The sequence below is a fragment of the Streptomyces sp. NPDC102360 genome (assembly GCF_044766085.1).
Taxonomy (GTDB): domain Bacteria; phylum Actinomycetota; class Actinomycetes; order Streptomycetales; family Streptomycetaceae; genus Streptomyces.
Map to the genome: position 1 here is coordinate 398,313 of NZ_JBIWLG010000008.1, position 23,890 is coordinate 422,202.

The window sequence follows — 23,890 nt, forward strand, 5'->3', positions numbered from 1 at the left end:
AGAACCAGAACCCGAACCAGGTGCCGGTCCAGGTCCCGATTCAGACCCCGAACAACAATCCCGGCGCTCAGCAGCCCAGTTCGAACGGCCACCCCGCCCCCGCGCAGGAGTCCTCGGACACCACGCCCCCCAAGCAGGACCAGCCGGCCCCGCTCTCCCAGGGCCAGAGCCTCCAGCAGATCCGCGACAGCCTGAACCACGCCCCCTACGGGCTACTGACCCCCGACCCCGCTCACCAGCAGGCCTTGGCGGACTCCGTCCCCCGCAACGAGGACGGCACCCCGCAACGCCACCCCGACCCCAACGGCGAATGGGCCCAACTCCAGAACGACGGTGGCCTCCAGCAGCCCGGCCGCTCCAACAACTGCCTCGACAACGCCCGCGCCGGCCTGTCGACCTGGTTCGGCAACCCCCAGGTCTCCGCCCCGCGCACCCCGGACACCACCGCGGACGGCCAGCTCGACCGGATGTCGCCCGAACGCGACTCGTACAACAACCTCGACGCCTGGGCCGGCCGCCCACAGATCTGGGCCGGCGCCGACCACCCCAACGCCTACGGCCGCATCGCCCACCACCTCCAGGAGGCCGGCCCCGGCTCCGCCGCCGTCGTCGGCGTCCAATGGCCCGGAGGCGGCGGCCACGCCTTCAACGTCTACAACCACAACGGCAACATCATCTGGGTCGACCACCAGACCGGCGAGGTCAGCCCCAACCCCCTCCACACCGGCGCCGCCGGCGTCCGCTACGTCCCCTTCGACCCCAACGGGCAGACCATGGACGCCCCATGGGAGAAGAAGCAGGATCAGGACACGGAATCCGAGGCATCGGATGCATCGGACACATCTGAATCGTCCGACTCCGACTCCGACTCCGACTCCGACTCCGACTCGTCTCAGACGGATGAGTCCTCGCAGACGAACGAGTCACCTCAGCCCGATCAGGGGCAGAGTGGGTACGGTTCGGACCCCGCAGCCTCCTACGGTTCGGCCTCTGAACAGCCCAACCAGGAACAACAGCAGCAACAGCAGCAACAGCAGCAACAGCAGCAACAGCACCAACAGGAGCAACAATCCAGGCGGGACCTGGACCCCACACGCGCCAATCGGAACGGCGGCCTCGTCCCTGAGAAGTCGGACGACCCTCAGCAAGGGGTGGCTCCTGACCCGATTCAGGCTTCTCTTCGAGAATCCCACGATGTGTATCGGACCGACCTGGATGCCGTGCACCAGACCATGCAGGACTGGGTCGATCCGGACAAGCACCCTGAAGCTCCCCTTGCAGGGCTCCTGGAGGAGGCGGCCAAGCGCCGGAAGGCCTACGAGGAGGCGATGGAGCCGATCGAGACGCCTCGGAGAGCCTTGCAGGATGCTCTCATCGAGGAACGGGCGGTCGAAAAACAGATCAAGGAGTACGAGAAGAAGGGCGAGACGGACCAAGCGACCGCGCTCAAGGACGGCAAGCTGGCCGAGGCCGCGGAGCGCAGGGCAGTGGCTCAGCAGGTCTATGCCGAGGCCGTGGAGAACCACCGTGGCACCACAGTCCCGCCGACTGCTTTCACCGACGCCGAGTTGAGAGAAGCTCTCGGTGAAAAGTTCGCCACGATGAACGACGGTGAGAAGTACGCCGTGATCGCGGCGATCGCGCGCATGAGCAACTCCTTCCACGCGGACAACGCGGTCGGAAACAGCCCGGAGCGCCCCCCGAACAGCCACAGCCCTTACGAAGGCACCACCAAGGGCAGCGGTGACAACCAGGTGCCCAATCCCGCCGAGAACGACCACGAGTCGTCAGCGGCGAGGCGACGCAATGAAGCGGCGGCGGACCTGCCTCCGAAGTACCGCTCGGACACCGACTCGAAGAAGGCGTTCGCCAATCTGCGGACCGTCTTCAACGAATCCGTGGCCGAGGATCTGTCTTCCGTGAAGCGACGGAAGATCGGGGACCTTCTCGAGGCTGCGCTCGAGTCCGGTACCGGGCCCGATCTGTCAGGCAAGAACTATGCGGTTGTCGAGCTGGTCGACGCCGAGGGCAACAGCACCTACGTCATCGATTCCTCCGTCCCCGCCGGCCTGGACGCGGTCAGCCCTCTGCACTCCGAATCGCATATTCTGAACTGGATCGATACCGTCAATGGCGCCACGGAGCCGGGAGCCGACCCGAAATACGAGATCGCCGGCCTGTACACCGAACGTGAACCCTGTGGTTCGAGGGAGCTCAACACGGGTTACGCCGAATGTTCCCGAACCATCGCGCAGCACGAGTCCATGAACGGCGTTCCGGTGTACTACAGCACGACGTACCGGTACTCGGACAAGGAGGCGAAGGACAGGATGGACGAGGAATTGTCCGATCACCTCGCTGTCGTCGCGGAAACCTGGATCCACGTGCGAACACAGATGGTCGGCGTGAATGGTCAAGAGGACACTGCCACGTAGGAGCTCCGTCCACTGGATTCGGGTTGGGATGTGAAAGTGAGCAGCACGCACAACGGGGCACAAGAGCCGGCACATTTCGAGGAGTTGTCCCCTGGGGCGGCCATCGACCGGATCGTCGATGGCTGGCAGAAGCTCACGGGCTGGGGCGTCAACTGCGTCGTGGACCCGTCGGACCGCCAGGGCGAGGAAGCCTTGCGCGTCGTGCACGAGCGGGTGTCCGACAGCCTCCTTGTCAACGTGGCCGGCTGCACCGCGGACGAGGCGCTCACCAAGGTTCTCGGCGCTCTCGGAGCGCGGGCCAAGGCACCCAGATCGTGGACCCGGCAGGTGCCGAAGAAGCCGGTGCGGCTGGTTCTCGTCTCCCACCTGGAACTGGTGGGCCGTGTCCGTACGAGCGGCGAACCGCTGCGCCTGCTGCGCGCCTTGGGCAGGATCGGCGGCAAGGGCCACGCCGTGGTCGTGACCTCCCGGGACGCCCGCCTCCTCGGTAGCGGCGACCGTCCTCTCCAGCTGTCGGTGCAGGCTGTGGCGCCGCGCGAAGTGCCCGTAGAGGTACAAGCGTTGGCGCAGGCGGAGGCGCTTACGGTTCCATACGGCATCTGGCAGGAATTGGTCATGGGCGTGACCGGCCGGCCCGTCGAGGCCGACCACTTGCGCCGGGTGGTTGAGCAGCACGGAGAACTTCTGGTCACCGAGGACGATGGCCGGGCGGTCTCCTTCCGGGACGAGTCCGTCGCGCGCGAGATTCGCGGGCAGCTCCCGTCCGAAGACCGGGCACGAGCCCACCGTCACCTCTATGGCCATCTCGCTGAGCTGAGCACGCAGTGGTCGAATCCGGAGGGCCGCGCCGACACCGACCTGCCGGCTCGCTACGCTGCGACCGCGCTCGCCGCCCATGGTGCGGTGGCGGACGCTGCCACCGGAAACACGGACTTCCCCCTGTTCAACGCACTGCTGAGCGACCCCCGCCAGATCGCCTACGTCCCGCCAACAGCTTTGCTGGAGGCGGCCGAAGGCGTAGGCATGAAGGAAGCGCTCGGCGATCCTGTCCTCGCCGACGCGGTCCAGGCCCGGAACTACGCCATCCTGCCGTGCACCCAGCCGACCTGGGTGGCCTGGTTGCACCTGCAGGCGACGGCTCGGGGCGATACGGAGCTGGCGGAGGGCCTGGAGCGCAGCGGCGTCCGGTTGCCGTGGCGGGTGCGGTGGTCGCGGTGGCGGCCGCCGGCGGGCCTGCACGTGGCGTACCTCGACTTCTCCGATGTCTACGACCTGATGGAAATGTGCCTGCACGATCGTCCGGTGGTGGCTGCGCTCGCCCGTCAGGGCCGGGAGCGCCATGTGACCGTGCACGACCCGCGCAGCGGCGACGTGCTGGCCACCGGTGCCTGGCCGCGCGACCAGCCGCCCGAGGAGGCGGTGCCGGGCCTGCGCCGGCCTTCCCCAGGAGGTGAGGACGACCGCCCAGAAGTGGACCCCGCCAACCGCTATCTCCTGGAAGCGGGCCCAGTGGCAGTCGACGGCACCGTCGTACTCGGCGGCTGGGGCGGTCTGTTCGGCATCGAGCCCGCGTCGCACGCGGCGCCCTTCGCCGGTCTCAGCCTGCGCCACCGCTCCGATGCGCTGTGCCCGTCCGTGCTCACCGCCCCGGCGACCGTCCCGGCCCACGGCCCCACGCCTTGCCCGGAGGACCTCGACACGATCTTCGAGGCCGAATCCGGGACCCTGTACCGGGTGCAGGAGCCCCTGCTGCCCGAGGGCCTCACGGATCCGGCCACCCGTGAGTTCCTCGCCACGCGGGGAATGCCGTCCTTCCGTGACGTACACGGTCTCGGCTTCTACGGCCTGGAACCGGACCACCGCTGGACCGACGTCGCGCGGGGTACGCACAAGGGCCCGCTGCCGCCACACCCGGAACACCTCCTGCGCGAGGTGCCCTGGCCCCCCGATGTCCCGCGCGCCGACTACCAGGGCGAGCAGATCACCCTTACCGGCCCGTACTACGCCATCGGCCTCTGGATGGGCGACGACGTGGTGATCGACGGTCCGACCGGGCGGATCCTCCACCTGCCCGGCGAGGACCGCGAGGACTCCAACAGGGCGGAGATCGTGGGCCGGAACCTGCACGACTTCCTCGCGATGGTCTCCGTCTGGCTCCTCGGCGTCCAGGTGTTCACGACCTCAGGAGACGAGATCGAGACGCGCGACGTCGCGCCCCGGATGAAGGGCCTGCAGACCGCGATCGACCCGATCGGTGCGGAGGCAGGGATCTGGGGAGTGGCGTTGATGGATCACTAGGTACGGCCGGCCACAGCTCGGCAATACGAGGTGCCACTTGGTGTTCCCCGTGCGCAGGCGCTGGAGGCGGGGCGCGGGATGAGCCGCGTACCGCCGGTCGGTTAGGGTCGCGGGCATGACACGTACGGGTGGAGACGGCACCGGCCTCCAGTGGGAGGCGGACTTCTCGCGGAAGTGGGAGACCGAGCTGCCTCCGGAGGAGCGCGCGCTCGCCGAGGAGCGCGAGCGGGCCGCCGAGGCGGTGCGGCGCGAGCGGCTGCGGGGGATCGTGTGCGCGGCCGTCTTCCTCGCGGCGGCGGTCGCGGCCCTCGTCGGTCAGGCGGTGGGGAGCGCCGGCGCGGTCGCGATCGGCGCCAACGCCCTTGGCGTGGCCGGTGCCTGCGGCGCACTGTGGCTCGCGTTGCGGAGCGCGGGTGGCATGGGACGTACGGGACTGTGGCTGATGGTCGGCGCGTTGCTGGTCATCGGAGTGGGTCAGGCGATCTGACCCGCGCCTTGACCCGCCAGGCAGGCCCGACCACCCTCAGGTCATCTTGCTGATGTGGGACACGGTGCCTCCGGCGCCCGCCGCGAAGTCGACGTCGTTCTGCTCCTGGCGGATCAGCTGCTCGTTGAAGGACTCGTTCTGGTCGTGGTTCTTGGCCATCGCGCCGAGCGCCCCGCCGATGTTCGTCAGCTCCTGCGCGAGGTGCTGCATCGACTCGAACATGCCGGTCTGCAGGCCCTCGTAGGCGATGCCGAACTTCTCGCCGATCTCGTCGTCGCCCCACGGCGGCATGTCCGCCTTGTCGGCGAAGCTGGTCAGTCCCTGGACGAAGCCCTCCACCTGGCCCTTCTCGGGCGCGGGGGCCTCGCCGCTGGTGGGGGCGCAGGCGTTCACGGAGGCCAGACCGTTCTGGAGGGCGGCCGCGGCCTTGGCGAACTGGGTGCCCAAGTCATGGAAGTTCGTGCCTTCCTTGGCAAGGGACGTCGTATCGGTACGGAATCCTTCGCGGGGCATGGGAGTCCTCTCGGCTGCGGTCGGCAAGTCAACAGGTCAACAGGTCAGAACAGGCCGTGCCACATCTGCTCGACGATCACCGACCACCAGTTGCCGGCGTCGTCGAAGCACGAGGGGTCGAGCTCGATCAGGCGGGCCTGGAGATCGGCGACCGCCGCACCCGCCTCGTACGGGTTCATACCCGGCATGAGGTCCCGCGCGGCGGCGAGCGTGGCGAGACAGTGCGTGAACGCGCCGACCGACGCGTTGACGTAACGGCCGCTGCCCGTGGCCGGGTTGGCCGCCCATACGCTGCCGGTCTCCTGCTGCACCGTGATCACGTACTGGCCGTCCGTGCCGATCCGGGTGTGCGCGGTGAGGATCTCGACGGCCGCGGGGGACAGCTCGGTCCCGAGTTCTCGCAGGTGGGTCGCCGCGTCCACGAACAGGCCGCCGCGCGGCGGGTTCTCGGGCCGGTCCGCGGTGAAGAAGAAGCGGACGTCGGCGGGGAGCCCGGGGCTCGCGAGGGAGGCGCGCGCGGCGTCGGGGAGCGCGGCCGAAGCGAGTAGTTCCGTCCCGTAGCGCTGCACAGGAAGCTTCCCGGGGAGCTCGGGCGGCAGGGCCGGCGCCGAGGCCGTCGGCGCAGGCAGCGCCACGCGATGCGGGCGCGGCGGCGGCGCCTGGCCCGTGAGCTGCGCCATCGACTCCACCTGCGCGGTGAGCGCGGCGACCCCCTCGGCGCGCTCGGCCGGGTCCGTGCCGTACGCATGGCTGGACGAGAGCGCGGCGTTCGGGAAGCCGGCGAACAGCGCGTCCAGCGTGTAGCCGCCCGGCAGGGAGCTGGGGCTGAGGTCGGTGTGGATCGCCACCACATTGTCCGCCGGGATGTCGGCGCGGCGCAGGTCCGACCACGCCTGGTACTCGACGTGCGGCAGGCCGGGGCCCGAGACGCGGGTCAGGTACGTCTCCTCGCCCGTGCGCGGGTCGACGTACGTGAACACGGCGGTGTTGCCGGGGCCGGTGACGGCGGGGGAGCCGGCACTGGCCTGTTGTCCGGCCTGCCGTTCTTCCTGGTCGTGCGTGGTCACGGCTGGGTCTCCATCGGACGGGGCGGTGAACGGTCAGGGAAGGCGCCGCACGCAAAGTCTAGTGCCGCCCGGTGACAGTGGGCAGAGCGAGACCTGGCGGCATCCCGCGTCAGCCAGCAGCCAGCAGCCAGCAGCCAGCAGCCGTCAGCCCCGCCCAACCTCCCGCCGGTACAGGCTGATCGCCGAGTCCGGCGGGAAGTTCGGGACGTACATCGTCGAGCCGTCCGTCTTCGAGATGACCAGGTGACTGCCTCCGTACGAAGGCGGCTCGGTCGGCGGGAAGGTCGCGTAGACCAGGAAGCCCAGGTCGAACTCCTGGACGTTGAGCGTCGCCGGGGTTCCGTCCGCGCACAGCGGCTGGAACGTCGTCCGGGCGAGCGCGAGCGCCTCGTCGGTGGTGCGGGGCGGCGGCTGGGGCGGGGTGCTCAACTCTCGTCTCCCTCAAGTCGGTTCAGGCAAAAGAGCCCAGGCAAAAGAGTACGGCGCCGGGGATCGGTCGACCCGATCCCCGGCGCCGTACGGAACGCACGCGCTACGCGGCCGTCAGCTGCTGCGCATCGGCAGCCACGCCGTCTGCACCAGCTGCGCCCCGCCCTTGCGGGTGACGAGCATGCCTCGGCCCGCCGGCAGTCGCTGCGGCTTGAGCGGACCGAAGATCTGGCCCTCGGCCGGGTCGCCGGACAGCACCAGGCCCGTCGCACCGAGCTCCTTCATGCGCTGCATGACCGGCTCGAAGGACGAACGTGCCGCACCGGAGGAGCTGCGCGCGATGATGATGCGCAGGCCCAGGTCGCGGGCGAACGGCAGGTACTCGAGCAGCGACTGGAGCGGGTTGCCGGAGCTGGTGGCCACCAGGTCGTAGTCGTCGACGATGATGAACGCGTCCGGCAGGTCGTACCAGGAGCGGTTGCGCAGCTGCTCCGGCGTGACGTCCGGACCCGGCATACGGCGGCCCATGGAACCCGCGAGGCTGGTGACGACCTCCTGGAGCTGCGGCCCCGAAGCGCAGTACTTGTAGAGGTGCGACTCGGGCATCTCGCTCAGGTGCGCGCGCCGGTAGTCGCCGACGACGATGAGCGCCTTGTCGGTCGCGTACCGCTCGGAGATCTGCTTGGCGATCATCCGCAGCACCGCCGACTTGCCGGACTCGGACTCTCCGTAGACCACCATCAGCGGGTCGGTCTCGAAGTCGATGAACGACGGCGACAGTGTCGTCTCGTCGACACCGATCGCGACGCCGCGCTCGGGGAAGTCGCTGCCCTTGGGGACCTCGCTGATGTGCAGCTTGGTCGGCAGCATCCGCACCGGCGGGGCGGGCGGGCCCTGCCAGTGCTCGGAGATCGTCGTCACCATGTGCTCGATGGCCTGGCCGAGGGTCTCCACGTCGGAGGAGGCGTCGATCCGGGGCAGTCCGCCGAGCGAGCTGAGCTTGTCCGGGGTCAGACCGCGGCCGGGCATGCCGAGCGGCACGGCTTCCATCTTCTTGCGGTCGAACTCCGACTCCATCGGGTCACCGAGCTTGAGCTCCACACGGTTGAGGAGCTGGTCGCGCAGGGCGGGCCGGACCTCGGTGTAGCGGCCGGAGCCGATGATCAGGTGGACGCCGAAGCCGAGGCCGCGCGAGGCCAGGTCGAGGATGACCGGGTCGAGCTGCTCGTAGTCGGTCTTGAAGGCGGCCCAGCCGTCGATGACGAGGAAGACGTCGCCCCACCGCTGGTCCGGGTGCTGTCCGGCCGCGCGGCGCGTCCGGTACGTACCGATCGAGTCGATGTTGTTGGCGCGGAAGAACTCCTCGCGCTCGTTGAGGATGCCGCGGACCTCGGCGACCGTACGGCGCACCTTCTCGGAGTCGAGGCGGGATGCGGCGCCGCCGACGTGCGGCAGCCCCTCCATCGCGAGCATGCCGCCGCCACCGAAGTCCAGGCAGTAGAACTGCACTTCGGACGGGGTGTGGGTGAGCGCGAACGAGGTCATGATCGCGCGGATCAGGGTCGACTTGCCGGACTGCGGACCACCGACGACGAGACCGTGACCTGCCGAGCCGGAGAAGTCCAGGTACTGGATGTCGCGGCGCTGCTCGAACGGCTTGTCCACCAGCGCCATCGGCACGACGAGCTTGCCGGTGGCCGGGTAGTCGGCGGCGTGCAGACCGCGCTCCGGAGTCGTCGACAGTGGCGGGAGCAGCGAGTCCACCGAAGGCGACTCCTCCAGCGGCGGCAGCCACACCTGGTGGGCGGGCGGGCCCTGGCCGACGATCCGCGCCACGATCACGTCGAGGACGGTGTCCGCGAGCGCGTCGTCGACCTGGTCGGGAACGACCTCGGGCTCCGGCTCGTGGATGATCTGCTCGGCGACGGGCGCGGCCGTGAACAGCACCGGCTGCCGGTGGGTGCGCGAGCCGCCGCCACCGCCGCCACCGGCGCGGTAGACGCCACCGACGTACGCCGCCTTGAACTGGATCATCGTCTCGGTGTCGTACTTGAGGATGCCCGAGCCGGGAACGTTCGGCAGGTGGTACGCGTCCGGGACACCGATCGCCGTACGGGACTCGGCGGCCGAGAACGTACGCAGACCGATCCGGTACGAGAGGAACGTGTCCAGGCCGCGGAGCTTGCCCTCCTCCAGGCGCTGCGAGGCGAGCAGCATGTGCACACCCATGGAACGGCCGATGCGGCCGATCTGGATGAACATCTCGATGAAGTCCGGGCGCGCGGTGAGGAGTTCGGAGAACTCGTCGAGCACCATGACGAGGGAGGGCAGCGGGTCCAGCGGGGCGCCGGCCGCGCGGGCCTTCTCGTAGTCCGTGATGTTCGCGTAGTTGCCCGCCGAGCGGAGCAGCTCCTGGCGGCGCTGGAGCTCACCGGTGATCGAGTCGCGCATGCGGTCGATCAGCGTGAGGTCGTCGGCCAGGTTGGTGATCACGGCGGCGACGTGCGGGAGTTCGGACATGCCCGCGAAGGTCGCGCCGCCCTTGAAGTCAGCGAGGATGAAGTTCAGCGTCTCCGAGGAGTGCGTCACCGTGAGGGCGAGCACGAGCGTGCGGAGCACCTCGGACTTACCGGAACCGGTGGCGCCGACGCACAGGCCGTGCGGGCCCATGCCCTCCTGCGAGGCCTCCTTGAGGTCGAGCATGACCGGCTGCCCGTCGCGGTCGATGCCGAGCGGTACCCGGAGCCGCTCGTGCAGGGTGCGCGGCCGCCAGGTGCGCCCGACGTCCACTGAACCGGCGTCGCCGATGCCCATCAGCTCGGTGAAGTCCAGGTTGGCGAGGAGCGGTTCGTCACCGTCCGCGGAGCCGGCGCGCAGCGGCGCGAGCTGGCGCGCGAGCGCCTCGGCCTCGGTGAGCGAGAGGGTGTCGCAGACGCCGGTGTACTGGGTGCCGCCCTGCGATTCGAGCAGCAGCTCACCCGGCTGCACCTGCACGGACAGCGAGCCGCGCAGCTCCTCCACGATGCCGGGGACCACCTCGACGATGGTCACGCCCTGCAGACCCTCGGCGCCCGCGATGAGCGAGTCGTCGGGGATGCCGCCGCCGTCCATGACGACGACGAGGTGCGGCTGGTCGACGACCGGCGTGCCCTGCGGGTTGAACCGGCCGCGGCCCTCCAGCTCGTCGGCGAGCAGCTCCTCGACCTGGCCGAGGTCGTCCACGATCACCCGCTGGGAGCCGGCGCCGTCCGTGCTGCTGTGCTGCACGTGCGGCAGCCACTTCGTCCACTCCCACTCGGCCATCGCGCCGGGCGACGCGACGACGACGACCCGCAGGTCCTCGGGCGAGTGCAGGGTGCACAACTGGGCGATCAGCGCCCGGGCGGCCCCGTACGTGGTGTCCGGATCACCGGAGACGCTCACGTGGTAGAAGGAGCGCAACGACACGGCCAACGGCAGTGCGTCCAGCGTGCCGTGGGTCTCCAGGAACGACTTCATCGCGTGCGCGGTGAGCGGTTCCAGCTCGTCGAGCGGCGCGGTCTCCGGCGCCATCAAGGGAGTTGCCAGCTGCTGCGGGCCCAGCCCGAGCCGCACCTGGGTGAAGTCCGAGTCGCTCGAACGCCGTTCCCACACCCGGCGGCCCTCGGCGACCAGCGCCCACAGCTGCTCGGGGTTGGGGTGCAGGAAGTACTGCCCGTCGCGCTGCATGCGTGCGGTGGTCCGCACGTCACGCCGGATCTGGGTCAAGTACTTGAGGTAGTCCTGGCGTTCCTGGGCCATCTCGGCCCCGCCGCCCTGTCGGGCCTTGACCAACTGCGCAAGCGCCATGGCGAGGGTGGAGACGATCATGACGCCACCCATGATCTTCATGATCGACTGGCCCGAGGTGAAGAAGAACGCCGAGGACGTGCCCATGCCCAGCATGGGCAGCAGGCTCATCATCAGGTTCTGGTCCTCGGGCCGGGCCAGCTCGGGCGGCGGCTCGAGACGCACCTCGTCCGTGGGTACGTCGGGTGGTAGCACCCGAGGCGGTCGCTTGACGATGACCACGCTCACCGAAGCACCAGTCCTTAAATCTTCAGTCGTCGATCAGTTCAGCGCGCACGGATGTCGTGCACGTCGGGACATGTCGGACCGCCCCCGTTACTGGCGGTTCCCCCAGGCCGAAGGCAAAGAGCTCCGGCGTGCCCGGTGATCCTACTGACTCTCGTCAAGTGCCGGGGCCTGTGGGGTGAGATGGGCTCAGGACGCTACGCTGTCGCACCGCGCGTGACGCCGCCCGGACGCCGCGCCGCCGCACCGATACCACACAAAGTCATGACATTAGGGGGAACCGCGAGGTGAGCACCACAGCTCTTGCCGGTGGCGGAACCGGCTTCTGCCGGGTCACCGTCGCCGCACCGGACGCACGTATCGATGTGGCCCTGCCCGAGGACGCCGCGCTGGCCGACATCTACCCGGAGATCCTCCAGCTCTCCGGGCAGAGCCAGGCCGAGGGCGACCCCACGGGTTACCACCTGGTCCGCCGGGACGGCACCGTCCTCGACGCCGGCCGCTCGCTCGCCGACCAGCGGGTCCTCGACGGCGACGTGCTGCTGCTGCGCCCGTTCGCCGAGTCGCTGCCCGCGGCCGTCTTCGACGACGTGTCCGATGCGGTCGCCTCCGCGGTCCGCCGCGACCGGCGCCGCTGGAGCGACGGTCTGATGAGCGTCGTCGGCCTCGGCGCGGGCGTCCTGCTCCTGACGCTGATGGCGTTCGCGCTCTGGTTCTCGAACCCGATCAAGCGCGACATGCACAGCCTGCCCGGCATCATCGCCGGTGTCGTCGGCATCCTGCTCGTGACCTTCTCCGTCGTCCGCGCGCGGGTGTACGACGACCGTGCCGCGTCCACCTCGCTGGGCCTCGCCTCCCTGCCGCACCTGCTGATCGCGGGTTCGGGGATCTTCCCGATCGACGAGGGTTCGGGCCCGGGCCGACTGCAGCTGCTGTCCGGCTGTGTCGTGGTGCTGATCGCCTCCGCGCTGCTCGTGGTGCTGCTGCCGCACGGCGACGCCGTGTTCGTCGCCGCGGCTCTCGGCTCCGCCGTCGGCGCCCTGGCCACGTTCGGCGCCCTGGTCACCGAGGCCTCGCCGAGCGAGGTCGCCGCCGTCACCGGGGTCGTCGCGATCATCGCGATGGCCTGGCTGCCCGGCATGTCCGCCCGCTCCGCCCGGCTGCCCATCGGCTACCGCTCACCGGACCAGATCTCCCAGGGCCGTGACATCGCGCGCGACGAGGAAGAGCACATCGACTTCGACCGCATCGGCGCCCAGGTCCGCCGCGCACACGAGCTGCTCCTCGGCCTCGTCATCGGCTGCGCGGCCCTCGCAGTCGCCTCGGCCGGTGTGGTCCTCGGCTTCTCCGACGACGTCTGGGCGCAGCTGCTCGCCCTGGCCGCCGGCATCGCCGTCATGCTGCGCGCCCGGCTGTTCGACTACACCGCGCAGGTCGCGTCCCTGGTCGTGGGCGGCCTGCTCATTCTCGGTCTGCTGATCCTCGGCGTGACCCTGAACACCCCGGCCGACCTCCTGCAGAGCTTCATGCTGGGTGACAGCGCCCCGCTCAACATCCACATCCTCTGGTTCGCCGCCGCGATCGGCGGGGGAGCGGCGCTGCTCGTGATCGTCGGCCTGTCCGTGCCGCGCAAGGGCGTCTCCCCCTTCTGGGGTCGCATGCTCGACCTGTTCGACGGCTTCGTGCTGCTGACCCTCGTACCGCTGTGCCTCGCGGTGCTCGGCCTCTACACGCAGGTGCGCAGCATGGTCAGCTGATCCGCGGCCCGGTCGGCCGCCGTCAGGGCGGCCGCCGGGCGGCTGGTAGGCTGTGGGACGGCCGTTTGTGTACGCGCCCCCGGCAATGCAGGACATTCCTGGGGACAGCGCCCAGCGGATCCCCGCCTCCCGAGTTGTGGAAGCTCTCCTGAGATTTAGACCAGGGGCACTCGGCGGCAATCAGACTCTACGAGGAGTAAGCGTGGCTCTCGACACCGCTACGAAGAAGCAGATCATGACCGAGTTCGGCACCAAGGAGGGCGACACCGGCTCTCCCGAGGTCCAGGTCGCCATGCTCTCCCGCCGCATCTCGGACCTGACCGAGCACCTCAAGACGCACAAGCACGACCACCACTCGCGTCGTGGCCTGCTCATCCTGGTCGGTCAGCGTCGCCGCCTGCTGCAGTACCTGGCCAAGAAGGACATCCAGCGCTTCCGTGTGCTGGTCGAGCGCCTCGGCATCCGCCGCGGTGCGGCCGGCGCCCGATAAGACGCTGTGAGAGGGGGCGGTTCCCGATTGAGGGGGCCGCTCCCTTTGCCGTACGTGCGCACTGTCACCGAGGCTTTGTAGTCTGGTGACGTACGACTACGCATATGAGGAGAAGCGCCACCTCGCCGCCGCCGGTCCTCGGTAGTGGCCCCCGGAGACGCAAGAGGATCCCCGGGAGCTTCGATCGAAGACCGGCCCGCACCCAAGGCGCGCTTCTCCGTTCCGTCCCTCGGCCACACGGGCCGTGCAGGACAAAAGACGCATTCAGACGAAAGTAAACGGAGAAAACGCTAGTGGAGAACGAGACCCACTACGCCGAGGCCGTCATTGACAACGGCTCCTTCGGCACCCGCACGATCCGCTTCGAGACGGGCCGTCTGGCCCGCCAGGCCGCCGGCTCCGCCGTCGCCTACCTCGACGACGACACCATGGTGCTCTCGGCCACCTCGGCCTCGAAGAACCCCAAGGACAACCTCGACTTCTTCCCCCTCACGGTGGACGTCGAGGAGCGGCAGTACGCCGCGGGCAAGATCCCCGGCAGCTTCTTCCGCCGCGAGGGCCGCCCCTCCGAGGACGCCATCCTCACGTGCCGCCTGATCGACCGCCCGCTGCGCCCGTCCTTCAAGAAGGGCCTGCGCAACGAGATCCAGGTCGTCGCCACGATCATGGCGCTCAACCCCGACCACCTGTACGACGTCGTGGCGATCAACGCCGCGTCCGCGTCGACGCAGCTGGCCGGTCTGCCCTTCTCCGGCCCGGTCGGCGGCGTCCGCGTCGCGCTGATCAACGGCCAGTGGGTCGCGTTCCCGACGCACACCGAGCTCGAGGACGCCGTCTTCGACATGGTCGTCGCCGGTCGCGTCCTGGAGGACGGCGACGTCGCGATCATGATGGTCGAGGCCGAGGCAACCGAGAAGACCATCCAGCTGGTCAAGGACGGCGTCGAGGCGCCGACCGAGGAGGTCGTCGCCGCCGGTCTCGACGCCGCGAAGCCCTTCATCAAGGTCCTCTGCAAGGCCCAGTCGGACCTCGCCGCGAAGGCCGCCAAGCCGACCGCCGAGTTCCCGATCTTCCTGGACTACCAGGACGACGTGCTCGAGGCCCTGACCGCCGCGGTCAAGACCGAGCTCTCCGCCGCCCTCACCATCGCGGGCAAGCAGGAGCGCGAGGCCGAGCTGGACCGCGTCAAGGGTCTGGCCGCCGAGAAGCTCCTCCCGGAGTTCGAGGGCCGCGAGAAGGAGATCTCCGCCGCGTACCGCTCGCTGACCAAGAACCTGGTCCGTGAGCGCGTCATCAAGGAGAAGAAGCGCATCGACGGCCGCGGTGTCACCGACATCCGCACCCTGGCCGCCGAGGTCGAGGCCATCCCGCGCGTGCACGGCTCGGCCCTGTTCGAGCGTGGCGAGACCCAGATCCTGGGCGTCACCACGCTGAACATGCTGCGCATGGAGCAGCAGCTGGACACCCTTTCGCCGGTGACCCGCAAGCGCTACATGCACAACTACAACTTCCCGCCGTACTCCGTCGGTGAGACGGGCCGCGTGGGCTCCCCGAAGCGCCGCGAGATCGGCCACGGCGCGCTCGCCGAGCGCGCGATCGTGCCGGTCCTGCCGACGCGCGAGGAGTTCCCCTACGCGATCCGCCAGGTCTCCGAGGCGCTGGGCTCCAACGGCTCGACGTCGATGGGTTCGGTCTGCGCCTCCACCATGTCGCTGCTTAACGCCGGTGTGCCGCTGAAGGCCCCCGTCGCCGGTATCGCGATGGGTCTGATCTCCCAGGAGATCAAGGGCGAGACGCACTACGTCGCCCTGACCGACATCCTCGGTGCCGAGGACGCCTTCGGTGACATGGACTTCAAGGTCGCCGGCACCAAGGAGTTCGTGACCGCGCTCCAGCTGGACACGAAGCTCGACGGCATCCCGGCCTCGGTGCTCGCTGCTGCGCTGAAGCAGGCCCGTGACGCCCGCCTCCACATCCTCGACGTGATGATGGAAGCGATCGACGTCCCGGACGAGATGTCCCCGAACGCCCCGCGGATCATCACCGTCAAGATCCCCGTGGACAAGATCGGTGAGGTCATCGGCCCGAAGGGCAAGATGATCAACCAGATCCAGGAGGACACCGGCGCCGACATCACGATCGAGGACGACGGCACCATCTACATCGGTGCCCAGCAGGGCTCGCAGGCCGAGGCCGCCCGCGCCACGATCAACGGCATCGCCAACCCGACCATGCCGGAGGTCGGCGAGCGCTACCTGGGCACCGTCGTGAAGACGACGACCTTCGGTGCGTTCGTGTCGCTCATGCCGGGCAAGGACGGTCTGCTGCACATCTCGCAGATCCGCAAGCTCGCCGGTGGCAAGCGCGTGGAGAACGTCGAGGACGTCGTCGGCGTGGGCCAGAAGGTCCAGGTCGAGATCGCCGAGATCGACTCCCGCGGCAAGCTCTCCCTGATCCCCGTGGTCGAGGGCGAAGAGGGCGACGAGGCGAAGGACGACACCGACAAGTGACGTCCCGTAGCACCCAGGCGACGGCCCGCACCTCTTCGGAGGGGCGGGCCGTCGCCCGTACCCAAACCCTGATCAAGGGCGCAGGCGGCATCGGCACGGTCCGCAAGACCACGCTGCCGAATGGCCTGCGCATCGTCACCGAGACCCTCCCCTCGGTCCGCTCGGCCACTTTCGGCATCTGGGCGCACGTGGGCTCGCGCGACGAGACACCGACGCTGAACGGAGCGACGCACTACCTGGAGCACCTGCTCTTCAAGGGCACCAAGAAGCGCAGCGCGCTGGACATCTCGGCCGCCATAGACGCGGTCGGCGGCGAGATGAACGCCTTCACGGCGAAGGAGTTCACGTGCTACTACGCGCGCGTGCTCGACACCGACCTGCCGCTCGCCATCGACGTCGTCTGCGACATGCTGACCGGCTCGCTCATCGAGGAGGCGGACGTCGACGCGGAGCGCGGCGTGATCCTCGAAGAGATCGCGATGACCGAGGACGACGCGGGCGACGTCGTGCACGACCTGTTCTCGCACACGATGCTCGGCGACACCCCGCTCGGCCGCCCGGTCCTCGGCTCGGTCGACACGATCAACGCGCTCGGCCGGGGCCAGATCACGCGCTTCTACAAGAAGCACTACGACCCGACGCACCTGGTCGTGGCCGCGGCCGGCAACGTCGACCACGACAAGGTCGTACGCCAGGTCCGCGCCGCCTTCGACAAGGCGGGCGCCCCGCAGGCCCCCGCGGCGCCGGTCGCCCCGCGCTCCGGTCGCAAGACCCTGCGCGCCGCCGGACGCATGGAGGTCATCGACCGCAAGACCGAGCAGGCCCACGTCATCCTCGGCATGCCTGGCCTCTCCCGTACGGACGACCGGCGCTGGGCCATGGGCGTGCTCAACACGGCGCTCGGCGGCGGCATGTCGTCCCGCCTGTTCCAGGAGGTCCGGGAGAAGCGCGGGCTGGCGTACAGCGTGTACTCGTACACCTCGGGCTTCGCCGACTGCGGCCTCTTCGGCGTCTACGCGGGCTGCCGGCCCAGCCAGGTGCACGACGTGCTGAAGATCTGCCGCGAGGAGCTGGACCAGGTCGCGCAGCACGGCATCAGCGACGACGAGATCGGCCGTGCCATCGGCCAGCTCCGCGGTTCCACCGTCCTCGGCCTGGAGGACACCGGGGCGCTCATGCACCGCATCGGCAAGAGCGAGCTGTGCTGGGGCGAGCAGATGTCGGTCGACGCGATGCTGGAGCGCATCTCGGCGGTGACCCCGGACGAGGTGCGCGCGGTGGCACGCGACATCCTGGGACAGCGCCCGTCCCTGTCGGTCATCGGCCCGCTCAAGGACAAGCAGGCATCGCGCCTGCACGAAGTGGTCGCGTAACACCGTTTTCCGTACGCATGCCAGGACGCATGGCGGTACTAGGACGCATGGCAGTACGCATTTCAGTACGCACTGAAGGAACTGGGAGATCATGAGCAAGCTGCGCGTGGCGGTCATCGGGGCCAAGGGCCGTATCGGCTCCGAGGCCGTACGGGCCGTCGAGGCGGCCGAGGACATGGAGCTTGTCGCGGCCCTCGGCCGTGGCGACAAGCTGGACGTCCTCGTCGAGTCCGGCGCCCAGGTCGCGGTCGAACTGACCACCCCCGACTCGGTGATGGACAACCTGGAGTTCTGTGCACGCCACGGAATCCACGCCGTCGTCGGCACCACGGGCTGGACCGACGAACGCCTCGCGCAGCTGAACCAGTGGCTGGCGGACTCCCCGGCGACGGGCGTGCTCATCGCCCCGAACTTCTCCATCGGCGCGGTCCTGACCATGAAGTTCGCGGAGGCGGCGGCGCCGTACTTCGAGTCCGTCGAGGTCATCGAGCTGCACCACCCGAAGAAGGTCGACGCCCCGTCCGGCACGGCCGCCCGTACCGCCCAGCTCATCGCGGCGGCACGGGAGAAGGCGGGCAGCGCCCCGGCGCCCGATGCCACGGCCACAGCGCTCGACGGAGCACGCGGCGCGGACGTCGACGGCGTCCCGGTCCACTCGGTCCGGCTGCGCGGCCTCCTGGCGCACCAGGAGGTCCTCCTGGGCGCCGAGGGCGAGACGCTGACGATCCGGCACGACTCGCTGCACCACAGCAGCTTCATGCCGGGCATCCTGCTCGGCGCCCGCAAGGTCGGCGCCGCCCCCGGCCTCACCTTCGGTCTGGAACACTTCCTCGATCTGAACGGCTGACCTGCTGCGATGCGCGCGAAAATCACCTACGCCGTCACGGCCCTGGTCCTGGTCTTCTACTTCGTGCTGGCCGGCGACCGCGGCGTGATGCTCCTGCAGCAGGGCACCTTGCTCACGATCACCTTCGGTGTCGCGGTGCTGATCCTGCCGGTGATCGGCGTGTGGTTCCTGTGGGCGAACACCAGGTTCGTCACCAAGGCCAACCGGCTCGGCGAACTCCTGGACGCGGAGGGCGGGCTGCCCGTCGACGAGCTCCGCCGCGACCAGTACGGCCGCATCGACCGCGACTCCGCCGACGAGGTCTTCGCCAGGCGCAGGGCCGAGACGGAGGACGCGCCGGGGGACTGGCGCTGCTGGTTCCGTCTCGCCGTCGCCTACCGGGACGCTCGGGACACCCCGCGCGCGCGGAAGGCGATGCAGCGCGCGATCGCCCTCCACGAAGGCCGCTCCGTGGGCGTCTGATCCACGCGTCCACGCGCGCGTGGATCAGCGTCGGGCGCGGTACTCCTCGGCCCAGACCTCGACGGTGTCGGCGGCCCGGTCGAACGCCGTGCCCCGCCCCAGGAAGTCCGCGCTGTGACTGGTGAGCAGCGTCGTCTGATCCCCCTGCTGATCCCGCTGTACGAGGATCAGCGCCTGCCCCTGCACGGTGCGCGGCAGCCCGAGCCAGCGCACGGGCTGCTGCACCGTGCGAGCGGTGGCGACCCGGTCCCACGGCGCCGTGCGGGTCACGAAGAAGGAGACGTGCCGCAGCCCGCGCGCGCTCACCCAGGTGCCCATACGGAGCAGCCGCAGCGCCGACGCGATGATCAGCACCGCGAGGACGCCGCAGACCGTGGCGGCGGATGTGTCACCCGCGACGGCGATGATCACCGAGGCGAACAGCACGTACGACGCCAGAAGCAGCAGCAGCGCGGCCGCGCCCACCCGGTACGGACCAGGGCGGTAGGGGCGGCGCCACTGGTCGCGGTCGTCGAAGGGCAGCGGGATGTCCGCGGCCTCGTCCAAAGCACGGTCGGCCGTCAGGAAGGGCAGGGGCACGACGGGTCCTCACTCGGTCCACACGGTATGGGGGCTGTGCCCGGTGAGGCTATCCGGGGTCGCACCGGCCTTCCACTCCAGGGGGCCGGAGGGGGCAGGGCTCGGCGGCGACCGTCAGCGGCTGTCGGACGCCTCCGACTGCTGTACGTGCTGCGTGGTCTGATCGATCGACAGGGCCGGCATCCCGATCAACAGGGCGCCCACGAGGCCGGCCACGACGGTGAGGCCGACGAGCGCGCGTCCGGCGCGCTGCCCGGCGGAGGGACGCTCGCGCTCGGGCGGTGTGACGTTGCTACGGAAGTGGTCGGCTTCGGCTATGAAGGCGAACGGTACGGGCTCGCGCCGACGGAACATGGGACTGCTTCTCCTCAAGAGACTCGTGATGCTCGATCAAAAATGTGTTCATCTACACAGACGAGCGATTGCTTCAAAGGGTGCCCTGTTTCACCAAATTCACCAAAGTTCGCTCCGCTTCGCCGGAGATCGACGCATGAGGCCCGTTGTCACTGGTGGCCCGTAGAGTGGGCGCCGCCCTTGCGAAGTGATGGGAAGGACCCCGGCAGCATGACCGAAACCCCAGCTGAAGACCTCAAGCCGACGTTCCGCGGCGATGTCACCGTCGAGCTGGTGAAGCACACCGCGAGCGACACGGACGTGCTGTTCGCGGCCCGCGTCTCCACGCTCGGCGAGCAGTCGATCGACGAGCTGTCGAAGGACCCGGAGCGCTCCAAGGGCCTGATCAACTATCTGATGCGGGACCGGCACGGCAGCCCCTTCGAGCACAACTCGATGACGTTCCTGATCAGCGCCCCGATCTTCGTCTTCCGGGAGTTCATGCGGCACCGCGTGGGCTGGTCGTACAACGAGGAATCGGGCAGGTACAGGGAGCTCCAGCCGACGTTCTACGTCCCGGACGAGGACCGCAAGCTGGTCCAGGAGGGCCGCCCGGGCAAGTACCGGTTCGTCGAGGGCACGCAGGCGCAGCAGGAGCTGACCGGCCGCGTGATGGAGGACTCGTACCGCCAGGCGTACGAGGCGTACCAGGAGATGCTGGCCGCGGGCGTCGCCCGCGAGGTGGCCCGCGCGGTGCTGCCCGTCGGCCTGTTCTCGTCGATGTACGCGACGTGCAACGCGCGCTCGTTGATGCACTTCCTCGGCCTGCGCACGCAGCACGAGCTCGCCAAGGTGCCGTCCTTCCCGCAGCGGGAGATCGAGATGGTCGGCGAGAAGATGGAAGCGGAGTGGGCCGCGCTCATGCCGCTCACATACGCGGCGTTCAACGGCAACGGCCGCGTGGCGCCGTAGTTCGGGCATCGGCACAGATGTACGGGCACCCGACCGATGTGTCCGTATTGCGGCTTTTCGGAAAGTTCATCTAGCCTGATCAAACGGACCCGGCACTGCTTGAACCCCCGAGCAGGCAGTGCCGGGTTCCACCTTTGTTCCGACTTGTCGCATCCCCCGAGGGGGGACCCGGTAGTGAGCAGCGAGTAGCGTGTTACCCATGGCTCCGACCTCGACTCCGCAGACCCCCTTCGGGAGGGTCCTCACCGCCATGGTCACGCCCTTCGCGGCGGACGGCGCACTCGACCTCGACGGCGCGCAGCGGCTCGCCGCCCACCTGGTGGACGCAGGCAATGACGGCCTGGTCGTCAACGGCACCACCGGCGAGTCCCCGACCACCAGCAACGCGGAGAAATCGGATCTCGTACGAGCCGTCGTCGAGGCGGTCGGAGACCGCGCCCACGTCGTCGCGGGCGTCGGCACCAACGACACCCGCCACAGCATCGAGCTCGCCCGCCAGGCCCAGCAGGCCGGCGCGCACGGCCTGCTCACGGTGACGCCGTACTACAACAAGCCCCCGCAAGAGGGCCTGCTCCGCCACTTCACTGCGATCGCCGACGCGACCGAACTCCCCGTGATGCTCTACGACATCCCGGGCCGCAGCGGCGTCCCGATCAACACGGACACGCTCGTCCGGCTCGCCGAGCACCCGCGCATCGTGGCCAACAAGGACGCCAAGGGCGACCTCGGCCGCGCCTCCTGGGCCATCGCCCGCTCGGGCCTCGCCTGGTACTCCGGCGACGACATGCTCAACCTGCCGCTGCTCTCGGTCGGCGCGTGCGGCTTCGTCTCGGTCGTCGGCCACGTCGTCGCGCCCGAGCTGCGCGCCATGCTCGACGCCTTCTCGGCGGGCGACGTGCACAAGGCGACGGAGATCCACCAGAAGCTGCTCCCGGTCTTCACCGGCATGTTCCGCACGCAGGGTGTCATCACGACGAAGGCCGCCCTCGGCCTCCAGGGCGTGCCCGCAGGACCGCTCCGGCTGCCGCTCGTGGAACTCACCCCGGAAGAAACGGCCCAGCTCAAGATCGATCTTGCTGCCGGCGGGGTACAACTCTGATCACAGACTTGGCAAAGCTTCACAACTGAATGAACAGAATCACCAACAGAACAGCAAGACCCCAGAACCACCACAACTGCTATCGCACGAACGTCATGCGCGCCACGTGCCCATAGGTACGTGGCGCGCGTGGTTGAGGAGAGTCTTTTGAGTCATCCGCATCCTGAACTCGGCGCCCCGCCGAAGCTTCCGAAGGGCGGCCTGCGCGTCACCCCGCTCGGCGGCCTCGGTGAGATCGGGCGCAACATGACCGTCTTCGAGTACGAAGGCCGTCTGCTGATCGTCGACTGCGGAGTGCTCTTCCCCGAGGAGGAGCAGCCCGGAATCGACTTGATCCTGCCGGACTTCACGTCCATCAGGGACCGTCTGGACGACGTCGAGGGCATCGTCCTGACGCACGGCCACGAGGACCACATCGGCGCCGTCCCGTATCTCCTGCGCGAGAAGCCGGACATCCCGCTGATCGGCTCCAAGCTGACCCTCGCCCTCATCGAGGCGAAGCTCCAGGAGCACCGCATCCGCCCGTACACGCTCGAGGTCACCGAGGGCGAACGCGAGCGGCTCGGCCCGTTCGACTGCGAGTTCATCGCGGTCAACCACTCCATCCCGGACGCGCTGGCCGTCGCCATCCGCACCCCGGCGGGCATGGCGGTCCACACCGGCGACTTCAAGATGGACCAGCTCCCGCTGGACCGTCGCCTGACCGACCTCCCGACCTTCGCCAGGCTCGGCGAGGAGGGCATCGACCTCCTCCTCACCGACTCGACGAACGCCGAGGTCCCGGGCTTCGTCCCGCCCGAGCGCGACATCTCGAACGTGATCCGCGGAGTCTTCGGCAGCGCGCAGAAGCGGATCATCGTCGCGTCCTTCGCCAGCCACGTGCACCGCATCCAGCAGATCCTGGACGCCGCGCACGAGTACGGCCGCCGGGTCGCCTTCGTCGGTCGCTCGATGGTCCGCAACATGGGCATCGCCCGGGACCTCGGCTACCTGAAGGTCCCCGCCGGCCTGGTGGTGGACGTCAAGACGCTCGACGACCTGCCCGACAGCCAGGTCGTCCTGGTCTGCACGGGTTCCCAGGGCGAGCCGATGGCGGCCCTGTCCCGTATGGCCAACCGCGACCACCAGATCCGGATCGTCTCCGGTGACACGGTGATCCTGGCGTCCTCGCTGATCCCCGGCAACGAGAACGCGGTCTACCGCGTGATCAACGGCCTGACCCGCTGGGGCGCGAACGTGGTCCACAAGGGCAACGCCAAGGTGCACGTCTCGGGCCACGCGTCCGCGGGCGAGCTCCTGTACTTCTACAACATCTGCAAGCCCAAGAACCTGATGCCGGTCCACGGCGAATGGCGCCACCTGCGCGCCAACGCCGAGCTCGGCGCCCTCACCGGCGTCCCGCACGACCGCATCGTCATCGCGGAGGACGGCGTCGTCGTCGACCTCATCGACGGCAAGGCGAGGATCTCGGGCAAGGTCCAGGCCGGTTACGTCTACGTGGACGGCCTCTCGGTCGGCGACGTCGGCGAGCCCGCGCTCAAGGACCGCAAGATCCTCGGGGACGAGGGCATCATCTCGGTCTTCGTGGTGGTGGACTCCAGCACCGGCAAGATCACCAGCGGTCCGAACATCCAGGCCCGTGGTTCCGGCATCGAGGACTCGGCGTTCCATGCCGTCCTCCCGAGGATCCAGGACGTCCTGGAGAAGTCGGCCCAGGACGGCGTCGTCGAGCCCCACCAGCTGCAGCAGCTCATCCGCCGCACGCTGGGCAAGTGGGTCTCGGACACATACCGCCGACGCCCGATGATCCTTCCGGTCGTCGTCGAGGTCTGAGGCACGTAAGGAGCGGGGCGCCTCGATTTGCATCGGGGCGCCCCGCTCCAGTACGTTTACGGCTCCGCTCAAGGGGAACCCGGCGCACTCAGGTGCTCGGATCAACTCCCTGACAAGGGCGGGAAATTCCGACTCAGAATCTCTGATAAAGTCGGCACCGCCGAAAGGCAAAGGCCCACCAACGGCCACCGGAATTGAAATCCGAACCGGGAACGGAACGGAAAACGGATCTGGTAGAGTTGGAAACGCAAGAACAGTAAGACCGAAGGGAAGCGCCCGGAGGAAAGCCCGAGAGGGTGAGTACAAAGGAAGCGTCCGTTCCTTGAGAACTCAACAGCGTGCCAAAAATCAAC

At 69.0% G+C, this 23,890-nt stretch carries 18 protein-coding genes; 12 read left to right on the plus strand and 6 right to left on the minus strand.

What is annotated here, in order from left to right; genetic code table 11:
- Positions 1–20: 20 nt before the first annotated feature.
- The 3 genes from ACIRHA_RS29460 (at position 21) to ACIRHA_RS29470 (ending at position 5,220) form a co-directional block, all read left to right on the plus strand.
- Positions 21–2,435 (plus strand): toxin glutamine deamidase domain-containing protein, encoded by a 2,415-nt coding sequence (locus ACIRHA_RS29460; protein WP_403852066.1) that lies wholly within the window; start codon positions 21–23, stop codon positions 2,433–2,435.
- A gap of 36 nt (positions 2,436–2,471) precedes the next feature.
- Entirely contained in the window at positions 2,472–4,733 is a 2,262-nt protein-coding gene (locus tag ACIRHA_RS29465; RefSeq protein ID WP_403852069.1) for a hypothetical protein, read from the plus strand.
- Positions 4,734–4,848: 115 nt separating this feature from the next.
- Positions 4,849–5,220, plus strand: a complete 372-nt coding sequence (locus ACIRHA_RS29470; protein ID WP_403852072.1) for a hypothetical protein — start codon at positions 4,849–4,851, stop codon at positions 5,218–5,220.
- 36 nt (positions 5,221–5,256) lie between these two features.
- Here the strand turns inward: ACIRHA_RS29470 and ACIRHA_RS29475 are convergent, their stop codons facing one another.
- The 4 genes from ACIRHA_RS29475 to eccCa all read right to left on the minus strand — a co-directional run bounded on the left by ACIRHA_RS29475 (position 5,257) and on the right by eccCa (position 11,285).
- The gene (locus tag ACIRHA_RS29475) at positions 5,257–5,733 is read right to left on the minus strand and encodes a hypothetical protein (protein WP_403852075.1); all 477 of its coding nucleotides are present in this window, start codon (positions 5,731–5,733) and stop codon (positions 5,257–5,259) included.
- A gap of 44 nt (positions 5,734–5,777) precedes the next feature.
- Positions 5,778–6,800: an SUKH-4 family immunity protein gene (locus ACIRHA_RS29480; protein ID WP_403852077.1), complete on the minus strand. Its 1,023-nt coding sequence runs from the start codon at positions 6,798–6,800 to the stop codon at positions 5,778–5,780.
- A 144-nt stretch (positions 6,801–6,944) separates the two neighbouring features.
- On the minus strand, positions 6,945–7,229 hold the full coding sequence (locus tag ACIRHA_RS29485) for a hypothetical protein (protein WP_403852080.1): 285 nt from the start codon (positions 7,227–7,229) through the stop codon (positions 6,945–6,947).
- Between the two features lie 114 nt (positions 7,230–7,343).
- A complete protein-coding gene (eccCa, locus tag ACIRHA_RS29490; RefSeq protein ID WP_403852082.1) occupies positions 7,344–11,285 on the minus strand; it encodes a type VII secretion protein EccCa in 3,942 nt (1,313 codons plus the stop codon).
- A gap of 284 nt (positions 11,286–11,569) precedes the next feature.
- Here eccCa and eccD point away from each other — a divergent pair, with 284 nt between their 5' ends.
- The 6 genes from eccD (at position 11,570) to ACIRHA_RS29520 (ending at position 18,721) form a co-directional block, all read left to right on the plus strand.
- The gene (eccD, locus tag ACIRHA_RS29495; protein WP_403852085.1) at positions 11,570–13,039 is read left to right on the plus strand and encodes a type VII secretion integral membrane protein EccD; all 1,470 of its coding nucleotides are present in this window, start codon (positions 11,570–11,572) and stop codon (positions 13,037–13,039) included.
- Positions 13,040–13,241: 202 nt separating this feature from the next.
- Positions 13,242–13,529: a 30S ribosomal protein S15 gene (gene rpsO, locus ACIRHA_RS29500; protein ID WP_266714890.1), complete on the plus strand. Its 288-nt coding sequence runs from the start codon at positions 13,242–13,244 to the stop codon at positions 13,527–13,529.
- 293 nt (positions 13,530–13,822) lie between these two features.
- Positions 13,823–16,039: a polyribonucleotide nucleotidyltransferase gene (locus tag ACIRHA_RS29505; RefSeq protein WP_403852087.1), complete on the plus strand. Its 2,217-nt coding sequence runs from the start codon at positions 13,823–13,825 to the stop codon at positions 16,037–16,039.
- The gene (locus ACIRHA_RS29510; RefSeq protein ID WP_403852090.1) at positions 16,036–17,412 is read left to right on the plus strand and encodes a M16 family metallopeptidase; all 1,377 of its coding nucleotides are present in this window, start codon (positions 16,036–16,038) and stop codon (positions 17,410–17,412) included. The genes ACIRHA_RS29505 and ACIRHA_RS29510 overlap by 4 nt, the downstream gene beginning before the upstream one ends.
- A 91-nt stretch (positions 17,413–17,503) precedes the next feature.
- Entirely contained in the window at positions 17,504–18,259 is a 756-nt protein-coding gene (gene dapB, locus ACIRHA_RS29515) for a 4-hydroxy-tetrahydrodipicolinate reductase (protein ID WP_403852093.1), read from the plus strand.
- Positions 18,260–18,268: 9 nt separating this feature from the next.
- Positions 18,269–18,721 carry a tetratricopeptide repeat protein gene (locus ACIRHA_RS29520; RefSeq protein ID WP_403852096.1) on the plus strand — a complete coding sequence of 151 codons (453 nt, stop codon included), beginning with the start codon at positions 18,269–18,271 and terminating at the stop codon, positions 18,719–18,721.
- Positions 18,722–18,745: 24 nt separating this feature from the next.
- Here ACIRHA_RS29520 and ACIRHA_RS29525 read toward each other — a convergent pair whose 3' ends face one another.
- Together ACIRHA_RS29525 and ACIRHA_RS29530 are read right to left on the minus strand one after the other, a co-directional pair.
- Positions 18,746–19,300 carry a hypothetical protein gene (locus tag ACIRHA_RS29525; RefSeq protein WP_403852099.1) on the minus strand — a complete coding sequence of 185 codons (555 nt, stop codon included), beginning with the start codon at positions 19,298–19,300 and terminating at the stop codon, positions 18,746–18,748.
- 114 nt (positions 19,301–19,414) lie between these two features.
- A complete protein-coding gene (locus ACIRHA_RS29530) occupies positions 19,415–19,654 on the minus strand; it encodes a hypothetical protein (protein ID WP_403852101.1) in 240 nt (79 codons plus the stop codon).
- A gap of 210 nt (positions 19,655–19,864) precedes the next feature.
- Here ACIRHA_RS29530 and thyX point away from each other — a divergent pair, with 210 nt between their 5' ends.
- The 3 genes from thyX to ACIRHA_RS29545 all read left to right on the plus strand — a co-directional run bounded on the left by thyX (position 19,865) and on the right by ACIRHA_RS29545 (position 23,537).
- A complete protein-coding gene (thyX, locus tag ACIRHA_RS29535) occupies positions 19,865–20,605 on the plus strand; it encodes an FAD-dependent thymidylate synthase (protein ID WP_403852104.1) in 741 nt (246 codons plus the stop codon).
- A 199-nt stretch (positions 20,606–20,804) separates the two neighbouring features.
- Positions 20,805–21,704: a 4-hydroxy-tetrahydrodipicolinate synthase gene (gene dapA, locus ACIRHA_RS29540; protein ID WP_403852106.1), complete on the plus strand. Its 900-nt coding sequence runs from the start codon at positions 20,805–20,807 to the stop codon at positions 21,702–21,704.
- A 147-nt stretch (positions 21,705–21,851) separates the two neighbouring features.
- Positions 21,852–23,537 (plus strand): ribonuclease J, encoded by a 1,686-nt coding sequence (locus tag ACIRHA_RS29545; protein WP_403852109.1) that lies wholly within the window; start codon positions 21,852–21,854, stop codon positions 23,535–23,537.
- The last annotated feature ends 353 nt before the right edge of the window (positions 23,538–23,890 follow it).

Bases quoted from the DNA above. Each gene is read 5' to 3' on its own strand.
- ACIRHA_RS29470 (WP_403852072.1), top strand. From the start codon at position 4,849: ATGACACGTACGGGTGGAGACGGCACCGGCCTCCAGTGGGAGGCGGAC.
- ACIRHA_RS29530 (WP_403852101.1), bottom strand. From the start codon at position 19,654: ATGTTCCGTCGGCGCGAGCCCGTACCGTTCGCCTTCATAGCCGAAGCC.
- dapB (WP_403852093.1), top strand. From the start codon at position 17,504: ATGAGCAAGCTGCGCGTGGCGGTCATCGGGGCCAAGGGCCGTATCGGC.
- dapA (WP_403852106.1), top strand. From the start codon at position 20,805: ATGGCTCCGACCTCGACTCCGCAGACCCCCTTCGGGAGGGTCCTCACC.
- thyX (WP_403852104.1), top strand. From the start codon at position 19,865: ATGACCGAAACCCCAGCTGAAGACCTCAAGCCGACGTTCCGCGGCGAT.
- ACIRHA_RS29475 (WP_403852075.1), bottom strand. From the start codon at position 5,733: ATGCCCCGCGAAGGATTCCGTACCGATACGACGTCCCTTGCCAAGGAA.
- ACIRHA_RS29520 (WP_403852096.1), top strand. From the start codon at position 18,269: ATGCGCGCGAAAATCACCTACGCCGTCACGGCCCTGGTCCTGGTCTTC.